Source organism: Laspinema palackyanum D2c, from assembly GCF_025370875.1.
Classification (GTDB): Bacteria; Cyanobacteriota; Cyanobacteriia; order Cyanobacteriales; family Laspinemataceae; genus Laspinema; species Laspinema palackyanum.
In genome coordinates this window covers 123,812-141,198 of record NZ_JAMXFD010000015.1, presented here as the reverse complement: position 1 = coordinate 141,198, position 17,387 = coordinate 123,812, and the positions used below count along the sequence as shown (strand labels likewise).

The 17,387-nt window shown below is 46.8% G+C and carries 16 protein-coding genes; 10 read left to right on the top strand and 6 right to left on the bottom strand.

The annotated features are described in order from the left end of the window. The first annotated feature begins 205 nt into the window (after positions 1 to 205). The 4 genes from NG795_RS17770 to NG795_RS17755 all read left to right on the top strand — a co-directional run bounded on the left by NG795_RS17770 (position 206) and on the right by NG795_RS17755 (position 3,445). Positions 206 to 658: a nitrate reductase associated protein gene (locus tag NG795_RS17770; RefSeq protein WP_367289974.1), complete on the top strand. Its 453-nt coding sequence runs from the start codon at positions 206 to 208 to the stop codon at positions 656 to 658. Between the two features lie 141 nt (positions 659 to 799). Further along, entirely contained in the window at positions 800 to 1,648 is an 849-nt protein-coding gene (locus NG795_RS17765; RefSeq protein ID WP_367289973.1) for an alpha/beta fold hydrolase, read from the top strand. 121 nt (positions 1,649 to 1,769) lie between these two features. Then, positions 1,770 to 2,213: a photosystem II protein PsbQ gene (gene psbQ / locus NG795_RS17760; protein ID WP_367289972.1), complete on the top strand. Its 444-nt coding sequence runs from the start codon at positions 1,770 to 1,772 to the stop codon at positions 2,211 to 2,213. Positions 2,214 to 2,338: 125 nt separating this feature from the next. Further along, a complete protein-coding gene (locus NG795_RS17755) occupies positions 2,339 to 3,445 on the top strand; it encodes an NAD(P)/FAD-dependent oxidoreductase (protein WP_367289971.1) in 1,107 nt (368 codons plus the stop codon). Positions 3,446 to 3,474: 29 nt separating this feature from the next. On the opposite strand, the gene NG795_RS17750 is transcribed toward NG795_RS17755, so the two are convergent. Next, positions 3,475 to 3,825 (bottom strand): FHA domain-containing protein, encoded by a 351-nt coding sequence (locus tag NG795_RS17750; protein WP_367289970.1) that lies wholly within the window; start codon positions 3,823 to 3,825, stop codon positions 3,475 to 3,477. 462 nt (positions 3,826 to 4,287) lie between these two features. Continuing rightward, positions 4,288 to 4,476, bottom strand: a complete 189-nt coding sequence (locus NG795_RS17745; RefSeq protein WP_367289969.1) for a hypothetical protein — start codon at positions 4,474 to 4,476, stop codon at positions 4,288 to 4,290. 137 nt (positions 4,477 to 4,613) lie between these two features. On the opposite strand from NG795_RS17745, the gene NG795_RS17740 reads away from it, so the two are divergent. Continuing rightward, the gene (locus tag NG795_RS17740; RefSeq protein WP_367289968.1) at positions 4,614 to 5,756 is read left to right on the top strand and encodes a leucine-rich repeat domain-containing protein; all 1,143 of its coding nucleotides are present in this window, start codon (positions 4,614 to 4,616) and stop codon (positions 5,754 to 5,756) included. Between the two features lie 392 nt (positions 5,757 to 6,148). Continuing rightward, positions 6,149 to 7,897 (top strand): methyl-accepting chemotaxis protein, encoded by a 1,749-nt coding sequence (locus NG795_RS17735; protein WP_367289967.1) that lies wholly within the window; start codon positions 6,149 to 6,151, stop codon positions 7,895 to 7,897. A gap of 48 nt (positions 7,898 to 7,945) precedes the next feature. Here NG795_RS17735 and NG795_RS17730 read toward each other — a convergent pair whose 3' ends face one another. Further along, on the bottom strand, positions 7,946 to 8,656 hold the full coding sequence (locus NG795_RS17730) for a hypothetical protein (RefSeq protein ID WP_367289966.1): 711 nt from the start codon (positions 8,654 to 8,656) through the stop codon (positions 7,946 to 7,948). Next, positions 8,656 to 9,324, bottom strand: a complete 669-nt coding sequence (locus NG795_RS17725) for a ParA family protein (RefSeq protein ID WP_367289965.1) — start codon at positions 9,322 to 9,324, stop codon at positions 8,656 to 8,658. Before NG795_RS17725 ends, NG795_RS17730 begins: the two co-directional genes overlap by 1 nt. A gap of 247 nt (positions 9,325 to 9,571) precedes the next feature. Between NG795_RS17725 and NG795_RS17720 the strand changes: the two genes are divergently transcribed. Together NG795_RS17720 and NG795_RS17715 are read left to right on the top strand one after the other, a co-directional pair. Then, positions 9,572 to 10,471 (top strand): alpha/beta fold hydrolase, encoded by a 900-nt coding sequence (locus tag NG795_RS17720; protein ID WP_367289964.1) that lies wholly within the window; start codon positions 9,572 to 9,574, stop codon positions 10,469 to 10,471. 238 nt (positions 10,472 to 10,709) lie between these two features. Then, positions 10,710 to 10,940 (top strand): hypothetical protein, encoded by a 231-nt coding sequence (locus NG795_RS17715; RefSeq protein ID WP_367289963.1) that lies wholly within the window; start codon positions 10,710 to 10,712, stop codon positions 10,938 to 10,940. A gap of 320 nt (positions 10,941 to 11,260) precedes the next feature. Here the strand turns inward: NG795_RS17715 and NG795_RS17710 are convergent, their stop codons facing one another. Then, on the bottom strand, positions 11,261 to 12,493 hold the full coding sequence (locus NG795_RS17710) for a hypothetical protein (protein ID WP_367289962.1): 1,233 nt from the start codon (positions 12,491 to 12,493) through the stop codon (positions 11,261 to 11,263). A gap of 123 nt (positions 12,494 to 12,616) precedes the next feature. Then, a complete protein-coding gene (locus tag NG795_RS17705) occupies positions 12,617 to 13,057 on the bottom strand; it encodes a hypothetical protein (protein WP_367289961.1) in 441 nt (146 codons plus the stop codon). A 601-nt stretch (positions 13,058 to 13,658) separates the two neighbouring features. Between NG795_RS17705 and NG795_RS17700 the strand changes: the two genes are divergently transcribed. After that, positions 13,659 to 15,557, top strand: coding sequence for an NB-ARC domain-containing protein (locus tag NG795_RS17700; protein ID WP_367289960.1), 1,899 nt, complete (start codon positions 13,659 to 13,661; stop codon positions 15,555 to 15,557). Between the two features lie 62 nt (positions 15,558 to 15,619). Further along, on the top strand, positions 15,620 to 17,353 hold the full coding sequence (locus NG795_RS17695) for a protein kinase domain-containing protein (RefSeq protein WP_367289959.1): 1,734 nt from the start codon (positions 15,620 to 15,622) through the stop codon (positions 17,351 to 17,353). Positions 17,354 to 17,387 lie beyond the last annotated feature (34 nt).

The following is a 17,387-nucleotide window of genomic DNA, read 5'->3' as shown; positions in this document are numbered from 1 at the left end:
ACAAGTTAAATGGCGATTTTCTACAGAAGACGCTCGAATTAAATTGCATCACCTTTACCCACAATTTTAGCCTAGACGCGCTACTACAATTGCTTTACTAATAACAGTGATTTTGTCAAGAAACCCGGTTTCTAACCCATATTGAGACGCGCTATACATTAAATAAGACCCAAAAAATTACTCGGAGATTCCAAAGGTAAGGCTTATGACTCGGTTTTTTAAATTTGAAGCAGATTTCGTCGAATCTCTCCATTGCATTCCCATGCAAGTTAGATTGAAATTAGATACTTGTGGCATTAAACTCAAACTGAATCACTGGAATCAGTTTAACAAACAGGACCGAGAATCTCTGATCCAGAACCCTTGTCAGAGTCCCGAAGAAATTACCCAGTATCGGGAATTTTTGCAAGCTTTGGTTTTAGAACGGACTGGAGAATCGGCCAAAGATTTAGCGGTAGAGGAGAACCCCCCTTGGATGAATGAGGCAGAAATACCCGACGGGGTGCAAAATAAAGCCCAGCAGTTTGAAATGACTTTAACGTTAGAACAATGGGCTAAATTAGAGCCGATCGAGCGGTTTGCTTTAATTAAATTAAGTCGGTCCAGTCATGAAAATGCTAACTTTTTACCGGCTTTAAAAGAATTGAACCTGGTTTAAAGACCATAAAAATGGGTTCAGAGCAATCACTGGGTAATCTTGCCCAGGGTCGGGTTGTTTTCTGTACTTGGCAGAACCCTTGCTCCCTTGTCCCTGGGGGAGTAAACTCATAACATTCATTCAGGTTGAGAAAATAGGATTGTGGGACTAGAAGAAAAGCGCGTCGAAGTCGCTGGCGTGGAATGGTATTATCTGGAGCAACAGCCTGCAAAAGAAACAGACAAACCCCCGGTGGTCTTGCTGCATGGGTTGCCCTCCCTCAGCTTTTGCTGGACGGAAGTCATGCCCGGACTCGCACAGGAGGGATTCCGTTCAGTCGCCCCGGACTGGATTGGGTTTGGGTTATCGGGGAAACCGGAAAAGAGCAAATTTGCCTATACTCCCGATGCCTTTGTTGCTGCCCTCGATAATTTTCTGACCACTCTGGAGATTGATCTCTGCTATCTAGTTGTCCAAGGATTTTTAGGGTCTGTGGGGTTACAATTTGCCCTGAGACATCCGGATAAAGTCCTGCGGTTAGCGGTGCTCAACGCCCCGGTAACACCGGATTCCCAACTGCCTTGGAAGATGCAGCAACTGGGGTTGCCGTTGATGGGGGAAATGATGACCCAGGACCCCTTGCTGGTCGATCGCACCCTGGAAGCAGGCAGCAAATATACCATTTCTGACGCAGACTTGGATATCTACCGTCGCCCGTTTCTGAAAAGTTCTGCCGCAGGGCGATCGCTGATGTGGACGATCCGCAATCTCAAACTGAAGCAGGCAATGGCAGAAATTGCCGAAGGGTTTCCCCGGTGGGACAAACCCACTCTCATTTTGTGGGGGGTCGAGGATCCGTGGTTGCCCTTAACTCAAGGAGAAAGCTTCGCCGGTTGCATGAATAATGCCGAATTGGTGAAATTGGCAGAAGCGGGACATTATCCCCAAGAACATTGGTCCGAAGAAGTCACCCAGGCCCTGATTCCCTTTTTTCGGCGTCGGGAAGTTTAACCGGGGATATGGACTTTGGGGCGATCGCACAGGGTTCAGAGAATCATCACCCCTCGATCGCCGTACCCAATCTTGATATATTTTGGTGAAGATCATTTTAGTGCAAGGCAAAAAACTGGCTATGAGACGTTATCGTTCAATTCTCGCTTCTATTTTGGCTTTGGTGATGGTGTGTTTGGTGAGCTGCGGTTCGCCGCAAGCGGCCAAACCCCCCGCCTACTCGCCCACTCAGTTAGAAATCGTCAAGCAGTATGAAGGAAATGTGCTGAAACTGCGCGATCGCATGGATGAACTCGAACAGTTCATCGTCAATCGGGATTGGGTGAATGTAGGGACATTTATTCACGGGCCTCTGGGTGACTTGCGTCGCGATATGGGCTACGTTTCCCGCAATCTCAGTGGCAAAACCAAAAAAACCGCGAGTCAAACGGCTCAAGATTTATTCGTCCATTTCGAGACGATCGATGCGGCAGCGGATGCAGGCAACTATTCTCTGGCCGTGCAGAACTACGCAGAAGCGATTAAAGATTTTGATGCCTTCTTGAATCTGATTCCCAACGGATAAATTGACTGCGGTTAAATTATGAACGATAGGGTGAGAATGGGAAATTTTGCCATTTTTCACCCTATCTTGATTTGTTATTTTGATCCCCTTTTTCTGAAGCCAGGGGAGAGGTTGAGAGTTAAAATATGGCCCGGGTTGCGATCATTGGATGCGGTGTTGTAGGGGCGGCGATCGCCTATGAACTGAGCTTAGTCCCAAATTTAGAGATTACCGTAATTGACTGCTATGAACCGGCCCAAGGTTCGACACAAGCGGCTTTAGGAGTGCTGATGGGAATTATCAGCCATAAAGTCAAAGGCCGATTGTGGCGGTTACGGGAACAAAGTATTTTGCGCTATCACAGCCTGATTCCCGAATTAGAGGCAATTGCGCCGATTTCCTTTAACCGGCAAGGGATTCTCATGCTCTGTTTTCCAGGGGAAGATATGGCACAATGGGAGAAACTGGCAGCCACTCGTAGGACTCAAGGCTGGCAACTCGACCTTTTAGAACCCCGGGAAGTGAGGGAACGCTATCCGCAATTGGGAAATGTGGAAATTGTGGGGGCGGTTCATTCTCCCCAAGATGGACAGGTTGATCCGGTTGTCTTGACTCGCGCTTTAGTCACAAGGGCCCAAGGGAACGGGGTGAGGTTTAGATTTGGGGAGAGGGTTGAACGGATTAATTATCTGGAAACGGAGTCTGGGAAACGGTGCGATCGCCTAGAAACAACTCAGGGCAATCTTGAGGTAGATTGGCTGGTGATGGCGGCAGGATTAGGTTCCACGCCGCTGACTGCTGAACTAGAGTCGCCGGTAGAGATTCGCCCGGTTCTGGGACAAGCGGTACAACTGCGTTTGCCGAATCCGATGGGAAATGGCGAGATCCAACCTGTGATTACGGGGGATGATGTTCATATTGTCCCGAGTCAAGGCGGTGATTACCCCGTTACGGATTATTGGGTGGGGGCCACGGTAGAATTTACCCGGGAAGGCGACCCGATGGAGGGAGATCCAGCTTTGCTTAAGCAAGTGGTGGAACGGGCGATCGCATTTTGTCCCGATTTAGCCCTTGGGGAGATTGTGAGAACTTGGTCCGGATTGCGCCCCCGTCCGGAAGGGCAACCCGCGCCCATTATCGGTCCCTTAGCGGGATTTGAGAATGTGTTATTGGCTACTGGACATTATCGTAACGGTGTGCTTCTCGCCCCTGCCACAGCATTGGAAATTCGACAGGCGATCGCCGGGAGTTGACCTTTGAATTCAGCGGGATTGATGGGGAGTTACCCCGCCATCAATCCCTGGCGATGCTTTCGCACATTTTCAAATTCTCGGGCTTTTTTTTGGATTTGAATTTGGGGACCGGAACGCGCTAGGCGCAGGATCATCCCATCAATCAGGGGGGATTGGATAATGGGACTATCGTTCACATAAGTACCATTAGTCCCTAAGTTGACAATTTTCCAGTTGCAGCCAATCCGATGTAGTTCGACATGGTGGCGGGAGACCACTGCACTATAGAGAACGACGTGATTATCCGGCGATCGCCCAATCCGAATCACGTCTTCGTCCTGAAAGTCCCAGCTTTGGGAGGGGGCGGTTTGCGTAGGATGCACCAAGTTCAGAGTAATCACAATCTACTCCGGATTATTCATAAAAATATCATTCTCAAAAATTTAGGACTCATCGCGATTTGAAATGTTCCTTACAAAGGGGAAGTTTTTGTCAGATTTTCGTTTAATTTAGGGGGTAAAATTTTATCCTCTTTTATCCTAATTTGGAGAAGGTTTTGGCGCTTCAGTAAATTTCCCTAATCTTTTACATAAATTCCGGCAGACTGGATTAAATTTTATCGAAAGAATAAAAAAAGCCTTGCCCTGTATGGTTGATGATTCTCTAAGTGGGCCTGCGTAGAATCACGGGTGGATCTTCCCCTTTAACTGGATTTACCCCTTTAAAACTTGATGAAAAGGGTGGTTTGGTTCAGCAAAAACTAAATTAGAGAGTGAGGTATCTCACCCCCCAATCCCATCACCCATTTTTACAGTTATAAATCTTAATCATTTTTTAACCGAGGAAATTTATTGTAAGGTCACTTAAATGTTGTCCCTCCCGAGGCAATTCAGGCGATCGCCCCGATTGCACCCCAAAAGCCCCTGGACCCTCTCTCCATAAGCCGAAATACTCAAAAACCCGGTGAGGAGGGACGAAGGCAGTTGTCGTCCTCTTTTAAATCCGGGGAAAACAGCGGGGGCGATCGGCAACTGAAAAGTTCTCTTTTTCATCTAAATAGAGAGGACTGACCTTCTTGAGGGGGATGTCACCCAAGATGAGCAGTTTCTATGATGAAAAAGACCTCTTGATCGAGGTAATGCGGAAGTTCTGAGCGATAAATGCTTATCTAATACATTGGGAGAGAAAGATGCTCAAACTAAGTTTATCTACCGGATCGATTCCGATGAAATTTACGCGATCGGCATCAAGATTAGCGATCGCCTGTGGGGAGGCGAGAATGCCCCGCCCTAACCGTTTGAGTTCCTGTTCTGACCCGAAACATCAAAACGGAGAATACCCAACGAAATCGGCGCAGGGAAGGACCGTTCCCGGTGAGATCGCCCTCGTCCTTTTGCTTTCCCTGACTGGAGTCATAGCGGGAAGATTTCCGGCAGTTGCCCAATCCAACCGCTTAGAAAACTATACAACCTTCGCCCAGTGGTGTGAGAATCGAGACACCCTGACCCCCGAACCCCAAAAAACCGTAGATGCTTTATTAGCAGAAGCTGGAACCCGCGAGTGCGATCGGGCCTCCTCCATTCTTTCCCGACGGCAAGTCCTCCCCTTTAGTAATCGCCAAATCTCCGACCTCAGACCTATTGCCTCCCTGACACAACTCACATTGCTCTACCTCAGTCGCAATCAAATCTCGGATATTAGCCCCCTTGCCTCCCTGACACAACTCACTTATCTTTATTTAAGTGACAATCAAATTTCCGATCTCCGCCCCCTTTCCTCCTTAACCCAATTGTTAACCCTAGATTTGTATGACAATCAGATTACAAACCTCACCCCCTTGCAGTCTTTAACCCAACTTGACACCCTATTTCTAGGACGGAATCAAATTTCCGACATCAATTCGTTAAGGTCATTACAGCAATTAAGGAGACTGTCTTTAGACTTTAATCAAATTGCCGATGGTACTCCCCTAACTTCCCTGACCAACCTATCGGAACTATTTCTGAGTAGCAATGCGTTCTCTAATCTCAGTCCCCTCAGTTCTCTCACCAATTTAAAGATTTTATTCTTAAGTGGAAATCAAATCTCTGATATCACTCCTTTGGAGACTTTAACCAACTTAACCACCCTGTTCCTGAGTGTCAATCAAATCTCGGATATTACCCCTCTATCTGCTCTGAATCGTTTAACCGAAGTTAACTTAAGCAGCAATGATATTTCCGACTTGACTCCCTTACAGCCTCTCCCTAATTTAACTCAAATAGAAGCGCGGAGGAATCCGATTCGTCAGAAAGTATGCCCGATTATTCCTGAGTCAGCTTGTCGATTTTAAAAACCCAATCCAGCAAAAGCCCCCCGGGAAAAGTCTGGCTATTAAAAGCAGAGACTCCAACTCAAATAACCAAGGTCCGTCCCCTATCATGTTTTAATTATCCTGAAGATTTTCCCAAAAAATAGGTGTTTACACGGACCACTTTAGTCAATCGGGTTAAATTTACTGAACTAACGCATATATTTTACAAAGGGGTCTGGGGATTGCCCTCCCTGGCCCCTTTAACATTTGGCGTAAGTTGGGGTTCGGGGATAGCACGGATTGTGGATTAAGATGCTTATCCTAGAGGGAGTGACCCGATTTTTCGATTAATTCCGCATCCCAAAAAACTAAATTTTTGATGATAAAATAGTGGAGAAAAACACCGAAGTTCGGTGGGAGTTAAGTTACTGATGTCCATCTACTTCGCAGAGAACTTAGAGCAGGGGGTGACAATGGCGAAGACTGATCCAGTCAAGCAAAACTCTGCTTTGCAGTTACAGAGCAGATTGCTGATTTATTCGGCCTTGGGAGCAATAGCGATTGGTGCGAGTGTGGCGATCGCCAGTATTATGCCCCTGTCGCAACGACTCAAACAAGCAGAGGAACGCAATTTGGAATTTGCGGCGCAAACTCGCACCCTGGCGATCGAAGAATTCCTCTTAAGAACTCAGGATATTGGCGGCCAGATTGCCAGTCGCACCCGGGCGCGGAATCAGTTAGCGGCGTTTAATCAAGGGCAAGTTCAACGAAATGAATTAGTGCGGGTTTCTACAGATATTTTAAACGATGCCCTCAATCAATCAGAGGAGATTGAAGGGATCATCCGCTTCGATGGAAATGGACAACCCGTGACTCAGATTGGATTAGCCATTCCCGAGGAATTTTGGCAAATCATGCCATCGGAAGGGAACCAATCGGTGTTTATAGGTCCAGTCGAGATCGCCGGAATTTCCTATTTAATTGTAGGAACGCTGATTAACAACGAGACTGCCCAAGTGCTCGGTAGAGATTTGGTGTTGTTCAAAGTCCCTCGATTAGAAAGAATCGTTCAAAATCATTCAGGGTTGGGAGAAACGGGGGAGATTATTTTAGGAAGGGTTACCGATGGAAGAGTCGAACTTTTTTTTGAACAGAGAAATAACGATAATCGCATCTCTAGGACGGTGGAAAATGCCATTGAAAGGTCGGTAGCGGGAGAAGCGGGATTAATGCAATCTGACAGTATGAGCACTATTCCCGAAGTGATTGCTTTTAATCCGATCGCCATCGCCGATTGGGGATTAGCGGTAAAAATGGATCGTCAGGAACTCTACCAACCTGTCCAGAAACAGATCCTCGATACGAGTATTGCCATTGCCATTCTGACGCTGTTGGGAACGGGAGGGATGGTGATATTGCTCCGTCCTCTGACCGATAAAGCGATCGTGCAAACCGATGAGTTGGAACAACAAATCCAGGAAAAATCAGCTTTATTACAGGCAAAAACTGCTGCATTGCAAACCGAACAACGTCAACGGGAGGCAGTCGAGGAGGCGTTACAGCAAATGAATGAATTAAAGGCATCTTCACGACAAGTTGCCGATGCCTGTGCGACGGCGAATTTTGGGGTTCAAGAAGCGCAAACGATCGCCACGGGAGGAAGGCAGTCGGTCGATCGCACCCTGGAGGGAATGACGACCCTCAAAGAGAATGTAGAAGCGATCGCCCTCCAAATTGACCATCTCCACGAAGGGGCGCGTCAGATTGGGACGATCGCCTCCCTAGTCGGGAGTTTGGCCGATCAAACCAATATGTTAGCCCTCAATGCCGCAGTGGAGGCAGTCCGCGCAGGCGATCGCGGAAAGGGTTTTTCCGTGATTGCTACAGAAATTCGCAAACTCGCTGATCGCTCTCGCCAAAGTGCCGATAAAATTAATACCTTATTAGGAGATATTCAAAGCTCAGTTGTTGCCACATCCAAGGCCACTCAAGAAGGAACAAAAACGGTGCAGGTCAATTTTGAAATCGTTCAAGAAACCGCCGTTTCCCTAGCCGGAGTGCTGAATGCGATCGACGGAGTGACCGCCAGTGCTCAGGAAATTTCCCTCGCCACCCACGAACAAGCCGTTGCCATTCAACAACTGGTGGCGGCGATCGATATGATTAAAACTTCAGATTGAGGAATGTTATCCCTCGGGGGTCACCCAAGGGGCGAGAGCTCCTTGGGATTAATCCATCCAAGTGAGGTCCGTTGTCGAAAACGGGGGGAAAGTCGTTTCATCCGCTGTCGTCGGACGAGAGATTCTCATCGGTAAATTTTTCGGGTTTGACGTGGGCTGTTTTTGTTGAATTTGTTGAAGTTGAGTCAAATCTTGCAAGGCTTTTTCATTCGCTGCCGCCAGTTGAATGGCAGATTTTTTCGTCTCTTCTAACTCACCACGAACTTTCGAGAGTTGCTCAATCTCTTTGGTGAGTTGTTGATTGACTTGTTTTTGTTTCTCCAACTCAGCAGTTAACTTTGTTTGGGCTGTTTTTTCCTGATCCGCGAGTTTTTTCGCAGCGGCTAATTCTGCCTCTAGTTGTTTCACTTGAGTTTTTTGGTCCTGCAATTGCTGCTGTAAATCCGCATTGAGGCGACCAAATTCTTCATTCCGCTGCTGGGCTTGATTGAGCTGACCCTCTAAATTTTGGATCAGACTACGATGTTGCTCTAATTCGGATTGAACTTCGGCCAGGGTGCGATCGAGAGCGCCATCTTTTTCGCGAGCTTCTTGTAACGCCGTCTGTAACTCAGTCACCGTTGCTTGTAACTCCGAACCCGGATTTTCTCCAGCCCCCTCAATCGGTTCACCTTGAGTATTTTCCGCGAATTCTACTTCAGAATCGCCTGTTTTGTGGGCTTCGTTTCTGATTAAATCAGCAATTTTTTTTCTAGGCATCAGTTTCTCCAATCACGCTGTAATTCATCAGCTACCCGACGATAATCCGCCTGAGCTTCTTTTGCATTTTTGCCACGCCATTGGGCGATCGCCACCCCATCGAGGGCCGCCCGTTCATGAGCTTTAAAGGTCCGAACGAACGCATGGCAGGTGGGGATTCCTTCTTCCATCAGCGTGTTTTGAGCCTCCAGAGCCTCCCCCAAGGACCGGGAATCCACCCGAGTCAGAACCACCCGATGCGCCACCGCCACGGGGACGATCGCCTCGCGCACGGTTTCAATCAGCGCCGCTAAATCCATCGGCGCAGGGGGAGTCGGCAGGAGGACGTAATCCGCTGCATTCGCCACCGCCGCTAACGCCTGCGATCGCAATGCCGGAGGAGTATCCACCACAATTAAATCGTAACCTTGAACCTGGCGTAATTGACTCAAGAGACTCGGATCCGTCTCCTGCGCCAGATCGAAAGCAAAGCCTTTTTTGCTACGCTGAACCCACCACGTCGCCGAAGCTTGAGGGTCGGCATCCACGAGGAGGATGCGCTGGTGCTCGGCAAACGTAGCAGCGAGATTGACTGAAGTCGTGGTTTTTCCCACACCCCCCTTGCCATTAATAATTGCAAGGATTCGGGTGGCGGGAAGGTCGGGGGTTGCAGATGACGGTTTTGGCAAAACGACGATTCCTCAACAGCGCAAAGAGGCGATCGTTTTTACTATACCCCTTGACGCGCCCCAAATTCATGACAGTTTGTAACAGACTGGAGGCCCTGTCCCTCAAAATCCGATGGTCCCACCCACAGTTCCTCCCCAGTCCCTCCCCATAAATGGGCAATCCATAGAATAATATTCCCAACCCCCAACTCTCCCCCAACCCCCCATTCTCCCCAATCAACCCACGACAAATGACCAAACTCTAACCATGCGATCGCAACCCAACTCACCCCCCAACTCACCCCCCCTCGGCGCTCAACGGGATTGGATTTGGCGCGGATATCAAATCCGTTACACCTATATCCGATCGCCTCAAGCTAAAGCAAATGCCATCCCCTTAATTTTTCTTCATGGATTTGGTTCTTCCTTGGGACAATGGCGGTTCAATTTAAGACCGATTAGCGAATATCATACAATTTATGCCCTAGATTTTTTAGGTTTTGGTGCTTCCGAAAAAGCCTCGGCCAATTATCGCGTCAGTTTATGGGCGGAATTAGTCTATGATTTTTGGCGGAGTTTCATTGCGAAACCTGCTGTCGTCGTCGGCCATTCCCTGGGAGCATTAATTGCCTTAAACACCGTCGCCACCTATCCCCAAATGGCCCAAGGATTAGTCATGCTGACCCTACCGGACCCGCAACCGAGACAACCCCCCGCTTGGGCGAGAGCGATCGAGCAATTTTTCTCATCCCCCCTGTTATTATGGCCTCTATTTAAAATCGTCCGCCAGCCGGGTTTATTGCGGGTTGTTCTGAGAAAAATCTATCAAAATCCTGAATTAGTCGATGATGAATTAGTCGAACTCTTTGCCAAACCTGCACGGGATCAAAGAGCATTACAAGTCTTTTATCGCCTCTCCCTCACCCGCAGCGATCCGGAATATAGTCCAATTCTCAAAGATGTGTTACCCGGATTAACCCTCCCTATTTTATTACTCTGGGGAGAAGCGGACCGGATTGTTCCCTTTAGGAGTGCGAGGCAATTGGCTAACTTAAATTCTCACATTCAATTGGTAACAATTCCGGATGCCGGTCATGTGGTTTATGATGAAAATCCAGAGTTTGTCAATCAAGCGATCGTGGAGTGGGTAGAACGAGCAATTGAATAGGGGTGAGTAGGAATAGACCTCTTGCTTTCATGTGCTAATCCTTACCCTCACCCCGCGATCGAACCCTAATCGACTTTTTACAATTGTGCCAAAGGTTTAATCATTCAACTAGGAGGGAGTCAGCAATATCCGCCGTATTCCTGCTAAAACTTTAGGGTTCTAAAAAAAAGCAGCGCTTAAATTGTAATCCTCTTGACTCTGCTATAATCAGGGCTGACTTTCAACCCAGGAGGGCCTAGTGGGACGAGGAAGACCGGGGGGAAACCCAGACTTTGGTAAATCACTCAGATTTCGGACTGAGCGCAACGAGCCTCTGAGTGCGCTGATCACCATTCGCGTGTCCGAACGCTTTCGCGATCGCATTAAACAAGACCCAAATTGGGCCGAAAAAGCCCGTCAAGTCCTAGCTGAAGCCTTCGAGATTGACTACGAACCGTTCCCCAAACCTTCAGAACAGTCTGACGTTTAGAACTCTGACATGGGTTCTCTCCCTGAATCTTCACTGATTCTAAACTTAGAGATTGCCAAGATTTATTAACCCAAAAGCCGGGAATTTATAAACCAAAAAGACAGAAAAATAGTTTTTGTCGCTATCGTAAAGATTCGGGCATTTCATAAATCAGGTTCGCTGTGCCTACCTTAAAATAGCCTCCATTTTCCCATAAAAATAAATTGTCGAGAAAACTCCGATTATTCCCCGAACCTAAAAGAGGCCATAACCTCCACATTTCTAAGAGGTAATCCAGAACAAATCGACCAACTCTTATAAAAATATTTCTCTCCTCTACCTTAATATAATTCCCCAATAGTGGGGGCGGAAATGAAGGAAGGAGTAGGGTCAAGTTTGGATTCAAAAGTCATCATAATGGACAGGCGTTCTCCGGCACTTTCGGGAATCTCAGGAATCTCGTAGGAAGAGTCTTTGTCAATTAACAAGCAGAGGGCAGAATTGGGTTTTGCTGCGTAAACAATTTGGGGGGTTTCGGGAGAATTGGGAGAGCAAACTCGTAAATCCCAAGGACGTTCTGGGGTATTATCAGGCACTTGCAAGACCCAATGAAGTTGAACCCTGAGTTTGCCGTCACTGGGGGGATTTTCACCGGGGAAAAGGCGATCGCCAGGACGAAGGCGACTACCGATTAATTCTCGACGACCTGTTACCGGAATTCCGGTGAGTTCGGCGACCTTTCTTTTCAAGTTGGGATTTTGAAGTTGCCACACCATTTGTTTAACAATGGAGGGACAAGTCCGGGATTGACTCCAGGGGACAAGATTGCAGATATCGTGACTAGAACCTTCCCTAATTTGTCGAGTCCAAGGGGCATCATTCAAGGCCAAAGTAAGGGCGGCTAATTCTTCAGAGGGGAGGATAGAAATTAATTGGAAAGACGGAGTTTTTGGGGTTAAAGGAAAGGTGATTTCGGGATAAAAATCGCTTAACCAGGGAGGGGAGGTTCGGAGGATTGGACCGGGATGGTTGAGGGGATTAACTGGGATGGGGGGTTGGGAAATTCGGGGATAGGGTTGACCCGAAATTGGTCTAAAAGTTTTCAGAGAAAGGTCCGAATGCCAGACAAACCACTGGAGGTGATCCGGGAGAGTTTGAGTGACTTCAGAGGGGGATAATATCACTAATGAATCGCAGTGTTCAGTCACAATAATCAGTTCTCCCGGTTGCAAAGGTTGTTCGGAAATGAGCAGGGGACGATCGCCCGATTGTCTCAGGGGACGATAAACTTGGACCAAGGGAGGATGGAGTGGGTTGTCTTGAGGCGGCATCCAGACTCCCCAGGCAATCATTGGGGTAGAATCAGAGGATTGATTGAGGGTTAAACCCCAATGTTTTAAGAGTTGAGAAGTGGTCCTAGCCGTGCGGGGTCCGAGAAGGAAAAAGTGGTTAAATGGGGGTCCGGGTTCGCTAGATTTAATTGCTGTGGCACTGAAGAGTTGACGGAGGCGATCGAGTTCCGAATCTAAGCGATCGCCGGGATAAATATAAAGGGGTTGGCGGATAATCATCATGGAACATTTAACGGGTAATTGGCAGTTTTCAGAAAGTAATTGGGTGACAAATATAACCCTCTTTTAGACATTAAATAGCCAGGATAATTACTCTGATTATTCACCCATTTATAAGTTTGTAGTTTAATAATTTAAGATGTGAGTAATGGCTTGCTCAAATTCGTCGCACTCATTGACCAATCTTAAAACCACCCGCTCAAAGTAATTGGCATTGATGAGACTTATTTCCGCATTGTGCATAATTGAAAACACTTTTTGGCCGCTAATTTCTTCAATGCACCAAAATCCCAGCTTATACGAAGCATTTTTAACGAGCAAGTAGGTAGAAAATACCCCGGGGATTTCAGAATCGCTGTTAAATTTCAAGCCGCTAGGCACAGAAAATTCTAGGGTATTTTCATAGCGGATAATAAACAGAGTTTGCGTATTTCCCGAGGAAGCATTGAATCGCAAAATTGCTCGGCGATCGTTAATGTCATTAATCCGCCATTTGAGTTGGGTACAATAGTTTTGAATCGTCGAGCGGAAGTTGGTCCCAGAAAAAAGGTCAAGATTGATAGCCATACGGTCATTGAGAAAGAAGTTAAGTCAAGATGGGTAGAGAATGGATTAACCCTCTAAATTAGGAGTTGAACCCAACTTAATCCATTGATTGAATGTTTCAGATGCTTCTACCCTCCCTAAAACTTTGAACCCTTCAATTTTTCCTAAATTCGTGAATTTAGGGGTTCATTTTAGTCGGAATTGAGACCGAAACAGTCTGATGTGACTATTGTATCCAGCTAATTTTAAAAGGGTCTAAATTTGAAGCCAACTTGAGACCAAGTTAACGCCAATTTGACCAAGGGGGTCAGGGATGCAACCCCGGTTGTCGGTCAATGAAGAGGGGATTTTGGAGGGCGTCTGAGCTAAGGATTGCGGGGGAAAAGAGCTATTCAATCTTTCCTTACTATGGCTAATTCCAGCAGTTGCTCCAGTCCAGGATTCCTACATCAAGGAAAAATTACCCGTTCGCCTCTTTCCAAAATCCCCAAAATGAGTGAAAATAGTAGAATAGCCTAATTCGATGAAAAGGGAGCAGCGCTTAAGGCCAATTTAACCCCCATTTGCCACTTCCCTCGAACTTCAAGACTCAACATCATTGTTAAGAAGATGTAGAACTCCCATGTATCAACCCCATCCGCAGGAAAGAAATCATCGTTTTGTTCCCCTGAATTCGGAACACCGAAGACGGTTACAGGATAAATTCCTGAAAGACTATGACAAGAAAATCAATGACATTTTACAGGATTGGCGCAGAGACTCGGCGAATTTGGGAGAAGTGCCAACGGAAGCGCAGGTCAAACGAATTTTGGAGGATAGCGCTTCCCCTGGCGAGTATTGGTTGATTGATGGATTATGTCGCCTGTTGCTGAATCGTCCCTATCGCGACTATAGTCATCAAAATGTTCCGCGAGAATTTAAACAAAAAATCACCCAAAAATTAGAGAATTTCAAGCAGGGTCGAGGCATTGCTTGGGGGAAATTTAATAAAGTTTGGATTGAAACTTTGAATGATTTATATCCCCCCAGTTCAGAAACTATTAGAAAGTTTCTCAACCCCGATTCTGAGACCTGCGAACATTGGGTTGTGAACGGGTTATCTCAGATTTTTCTGGACTGTTTATATGATGAATGGATCCAACGGCGTCTTGAAGCAAGGGATATCAATCCGGTCTTAAAAAAAGCGCCTGAGCAAAAAATGCCTCCGTTAGGGAATTGGGAAGAGGAAGCGCCGGAACTGTCTAATTTCTATGGACGGGAAGAAGAAGTGGCGACTTTGACCCAGTGGATTGTGCACGATCGCGCTCGATTAGTGGTGTTACTCGGATTGGGTGGAATGGGTAAAACCTATTTATCAATCCGCTGCGCTCAAGCAATTCAAAATGATTTTGACCAAGTAAAATGGATTTCCCTGCGCCATGCTCCCCCCCTCCTCGAACTCCTAAAAAATGTCATCCCATCTCTATCCCCTCAATTTTCCCTTGATGTGCCCGAAACCTCAAAAGAGGCGATTAATCGGCTGATGGATAGTTTGCGATCGCAACGATGTTTACTAATTTTTGATGAATGGGAACCCCTGTTAGCCAGTGGGGAATTAGCCGGACAATATCGAGAAGGATATGAGGATTATGGAGAATTAATTCGCCAAATTAGTCGGGAAAATCATCAAAGTTGTTTGCTGGTGACCAGTCGTGAGCCGTCTCAGTCCATGCCTTACTTAGAACAAGAACATTTGACGACTCATCTGTTCCCAGTTCAAGGATTAGAACCGGCAGCAGCTCGCCATATTTTACAAGACAACCAACTCAAAGATCCCGAAGATTGGCACAAATTAATTGAACTTTATCGGGCCAATCCTTTGGCTTTAATGACAATTTGTCCAATTATAAACGATTATTTTACGGGAAAAGTTTCTAGTTTTATCCAAAAAAATACCGTAGTAGTCGATGATGCTTTGCAGGAGGTATTGAAACAACATTGGGAAACCGTATCTGAGGGAGAACAACAAATCATGTACGGGTTAGCCATCGCCAGAAAACCCCTTTCCCTGTCTGCCTTAAAATCTCAGATATTATCAGCCTTTTCCGAATCGGAATTGCTCCAAATTATCAAGTCCCTGAGTCGGCGATCGCTCCTGGAAATCAGCACAGTGGAGGATGAAGCGCACTTTACCCTCCAACCGGCGGTGATGAAATATATCACGAAAGACTTAATCACCCTTGTTTGCCAGGAAATCACCACAGGAATCCGCACTCAAAACCTAGAAATATGTGACCGACTCCGCACCCATCAAATGGTAATTCCTGATAGTCTGAATCCCGAAATAAACTCCCTGCAAGTCCGACTGATTCTCACCCCCATTAAAGAGAAACTGGTGATGAAATTGAGAAGCGATCGCCGGTTAGGGGTTTATCTGAACCAGATGCTCACCCTACTTGCCGAAAAATCCGCATTAGAAGTGGGATATGCCGCCGAGAATATTCAGAATTTGCTCAATCTCTTGCCTAAATACCCGGGTTAAAGTATGATAAAATTAACCGATTTTAACTCCATCAAATACTGAAAGCCAAGGGGGTGTGAATCATGACCGATCACCACGAATTAACCGATTCCCTAGAGTGGGTAAGTTACTGCATTAATCCCCAATGCCAACAGCGACAAAACCCCGAAACTGAGCAAGTTTGTCAAAGCTGTGGTACCCCATTGTTTGTGGGCGATCGCTATCGCCTCATCTCTCCCTTAAGACCCCTGAATCAACCCACCGCCACTGAACTATTTGAAGTCGAGGATTGGGGGGATAACGCTCAAGGGAGCAACCCCCTGAAAGTTTTAAAAGTCCTCAAACCCACCGATAACCGGGCATTAATTCGCCTGTTTGAGCAAGAAGCGCGGGTGTTAACCGCCCTCAAACATCCCCAAATTCCCACCGTTGACCCCTATAGTCCCTTTCTGGTTACCTTAAAGTCAGGTACTATTCTCCGCTGTTTAATCCAGGAGAAAATTGACGGAATAAATTTAGAGCAGTGGGTCACCGAACATGGCCCAGTTTCTACCCATCAGGCTTTAGAGAGTTTACGTCAATTAGCCGAACTTTTAAAATTTGTTCATAGTAAAGGCTTTTTTCATCGAGATATTAAGCCCGCCAATATTATGCGCCGCCCCCATGGGGAACTGGTCTTAATTGACTTTGGAACCGCCCGGAAAGTCAGCGCCAGTTTAGTAGAAAAACGAGAGCATCAAACCGTCACCCGGGTGATTTCCGAAGGATATACCGCCCCAGAGCAACGACAAGGAAAAGCCCTTCCTAAATCGGATTTATTTGCATTAGGACGGACGATGGTTTATTTACTAACCGGCTGTTCACCCCTAGAATTTGAGGACCCAGAAACGGGAGAATTAGTCGGCTGGCAAGCAGATTGTCCGGATTTGAATCCAGCTTTAGCATCGGCGATTAATCAGTTAATTCACCCCATTTCTTCTGCGCGCACTCGCAATCCTGAAATCCTGTTAAATCAGTTAGATGAGATTCAATTGGGGGGAGATTTTCATGCGCCGCAGGTTTCGATTTGGGCAACCCCTACCTTCTCCAATAATACGATCCGTGGAAATCCGCTGCTCACTCAAATTGAGCGCCTCATTCGTTCTCGCCTAACAGCTAAAATTGCTGTCATCTTATTCCTGCTGGCTGGAATCAGGGGACTGTTGCAATTCCTGTCACCGGAACTCGCCGCGAAAATGAATGTGATCGGCACTCAGCAGTATAACACTCAAGCATTTAACCAAGCTGGACTGTACTATCGGGCTTCTCTCATGTTTGATCCTAACTTTGCCAGTGCTCAGTATGGACTAGCCGCTACTTGTGAGAAGCAGGGTAACCTAGATTGCGCGATCGCCCATTACGAGAAAGCCCAATCCTCTCCCCTAGACCGCCCCGCCTCGGCTGCCATGAATAACCAGGGTCGATTGTATATTTTAAACCAAGATTATGAGCAAGCCATTGGACTCCTGTTAGCCGCTTTACCTCGCAGTACAGAAAATATAATACAATCGGCTGTCCATAAGAATTTAGGCTGGGCTTATCTGGAAACACAGGACTATTCTCTAGCGCAAACTAACTTAGAAAGAGCCATAGAACTTAATCCAGAACACCCCGATGCTTATTGCCTCTTAGCGCGGTTATTCTTGGAGCAGGGAAATGCCGTCGCGGCAGAAAATGCCGGAGAAAATTGTCGTTTGCGCTCTCAACCGAACAATCCTAAACCCGAAATCGAAACCTGGATTTCAAAAACTTCAAGGACATCGGCTGTTAATCAATAGAGCAAAAAACTGGGTTTCTGAGCTCAATCTCAGT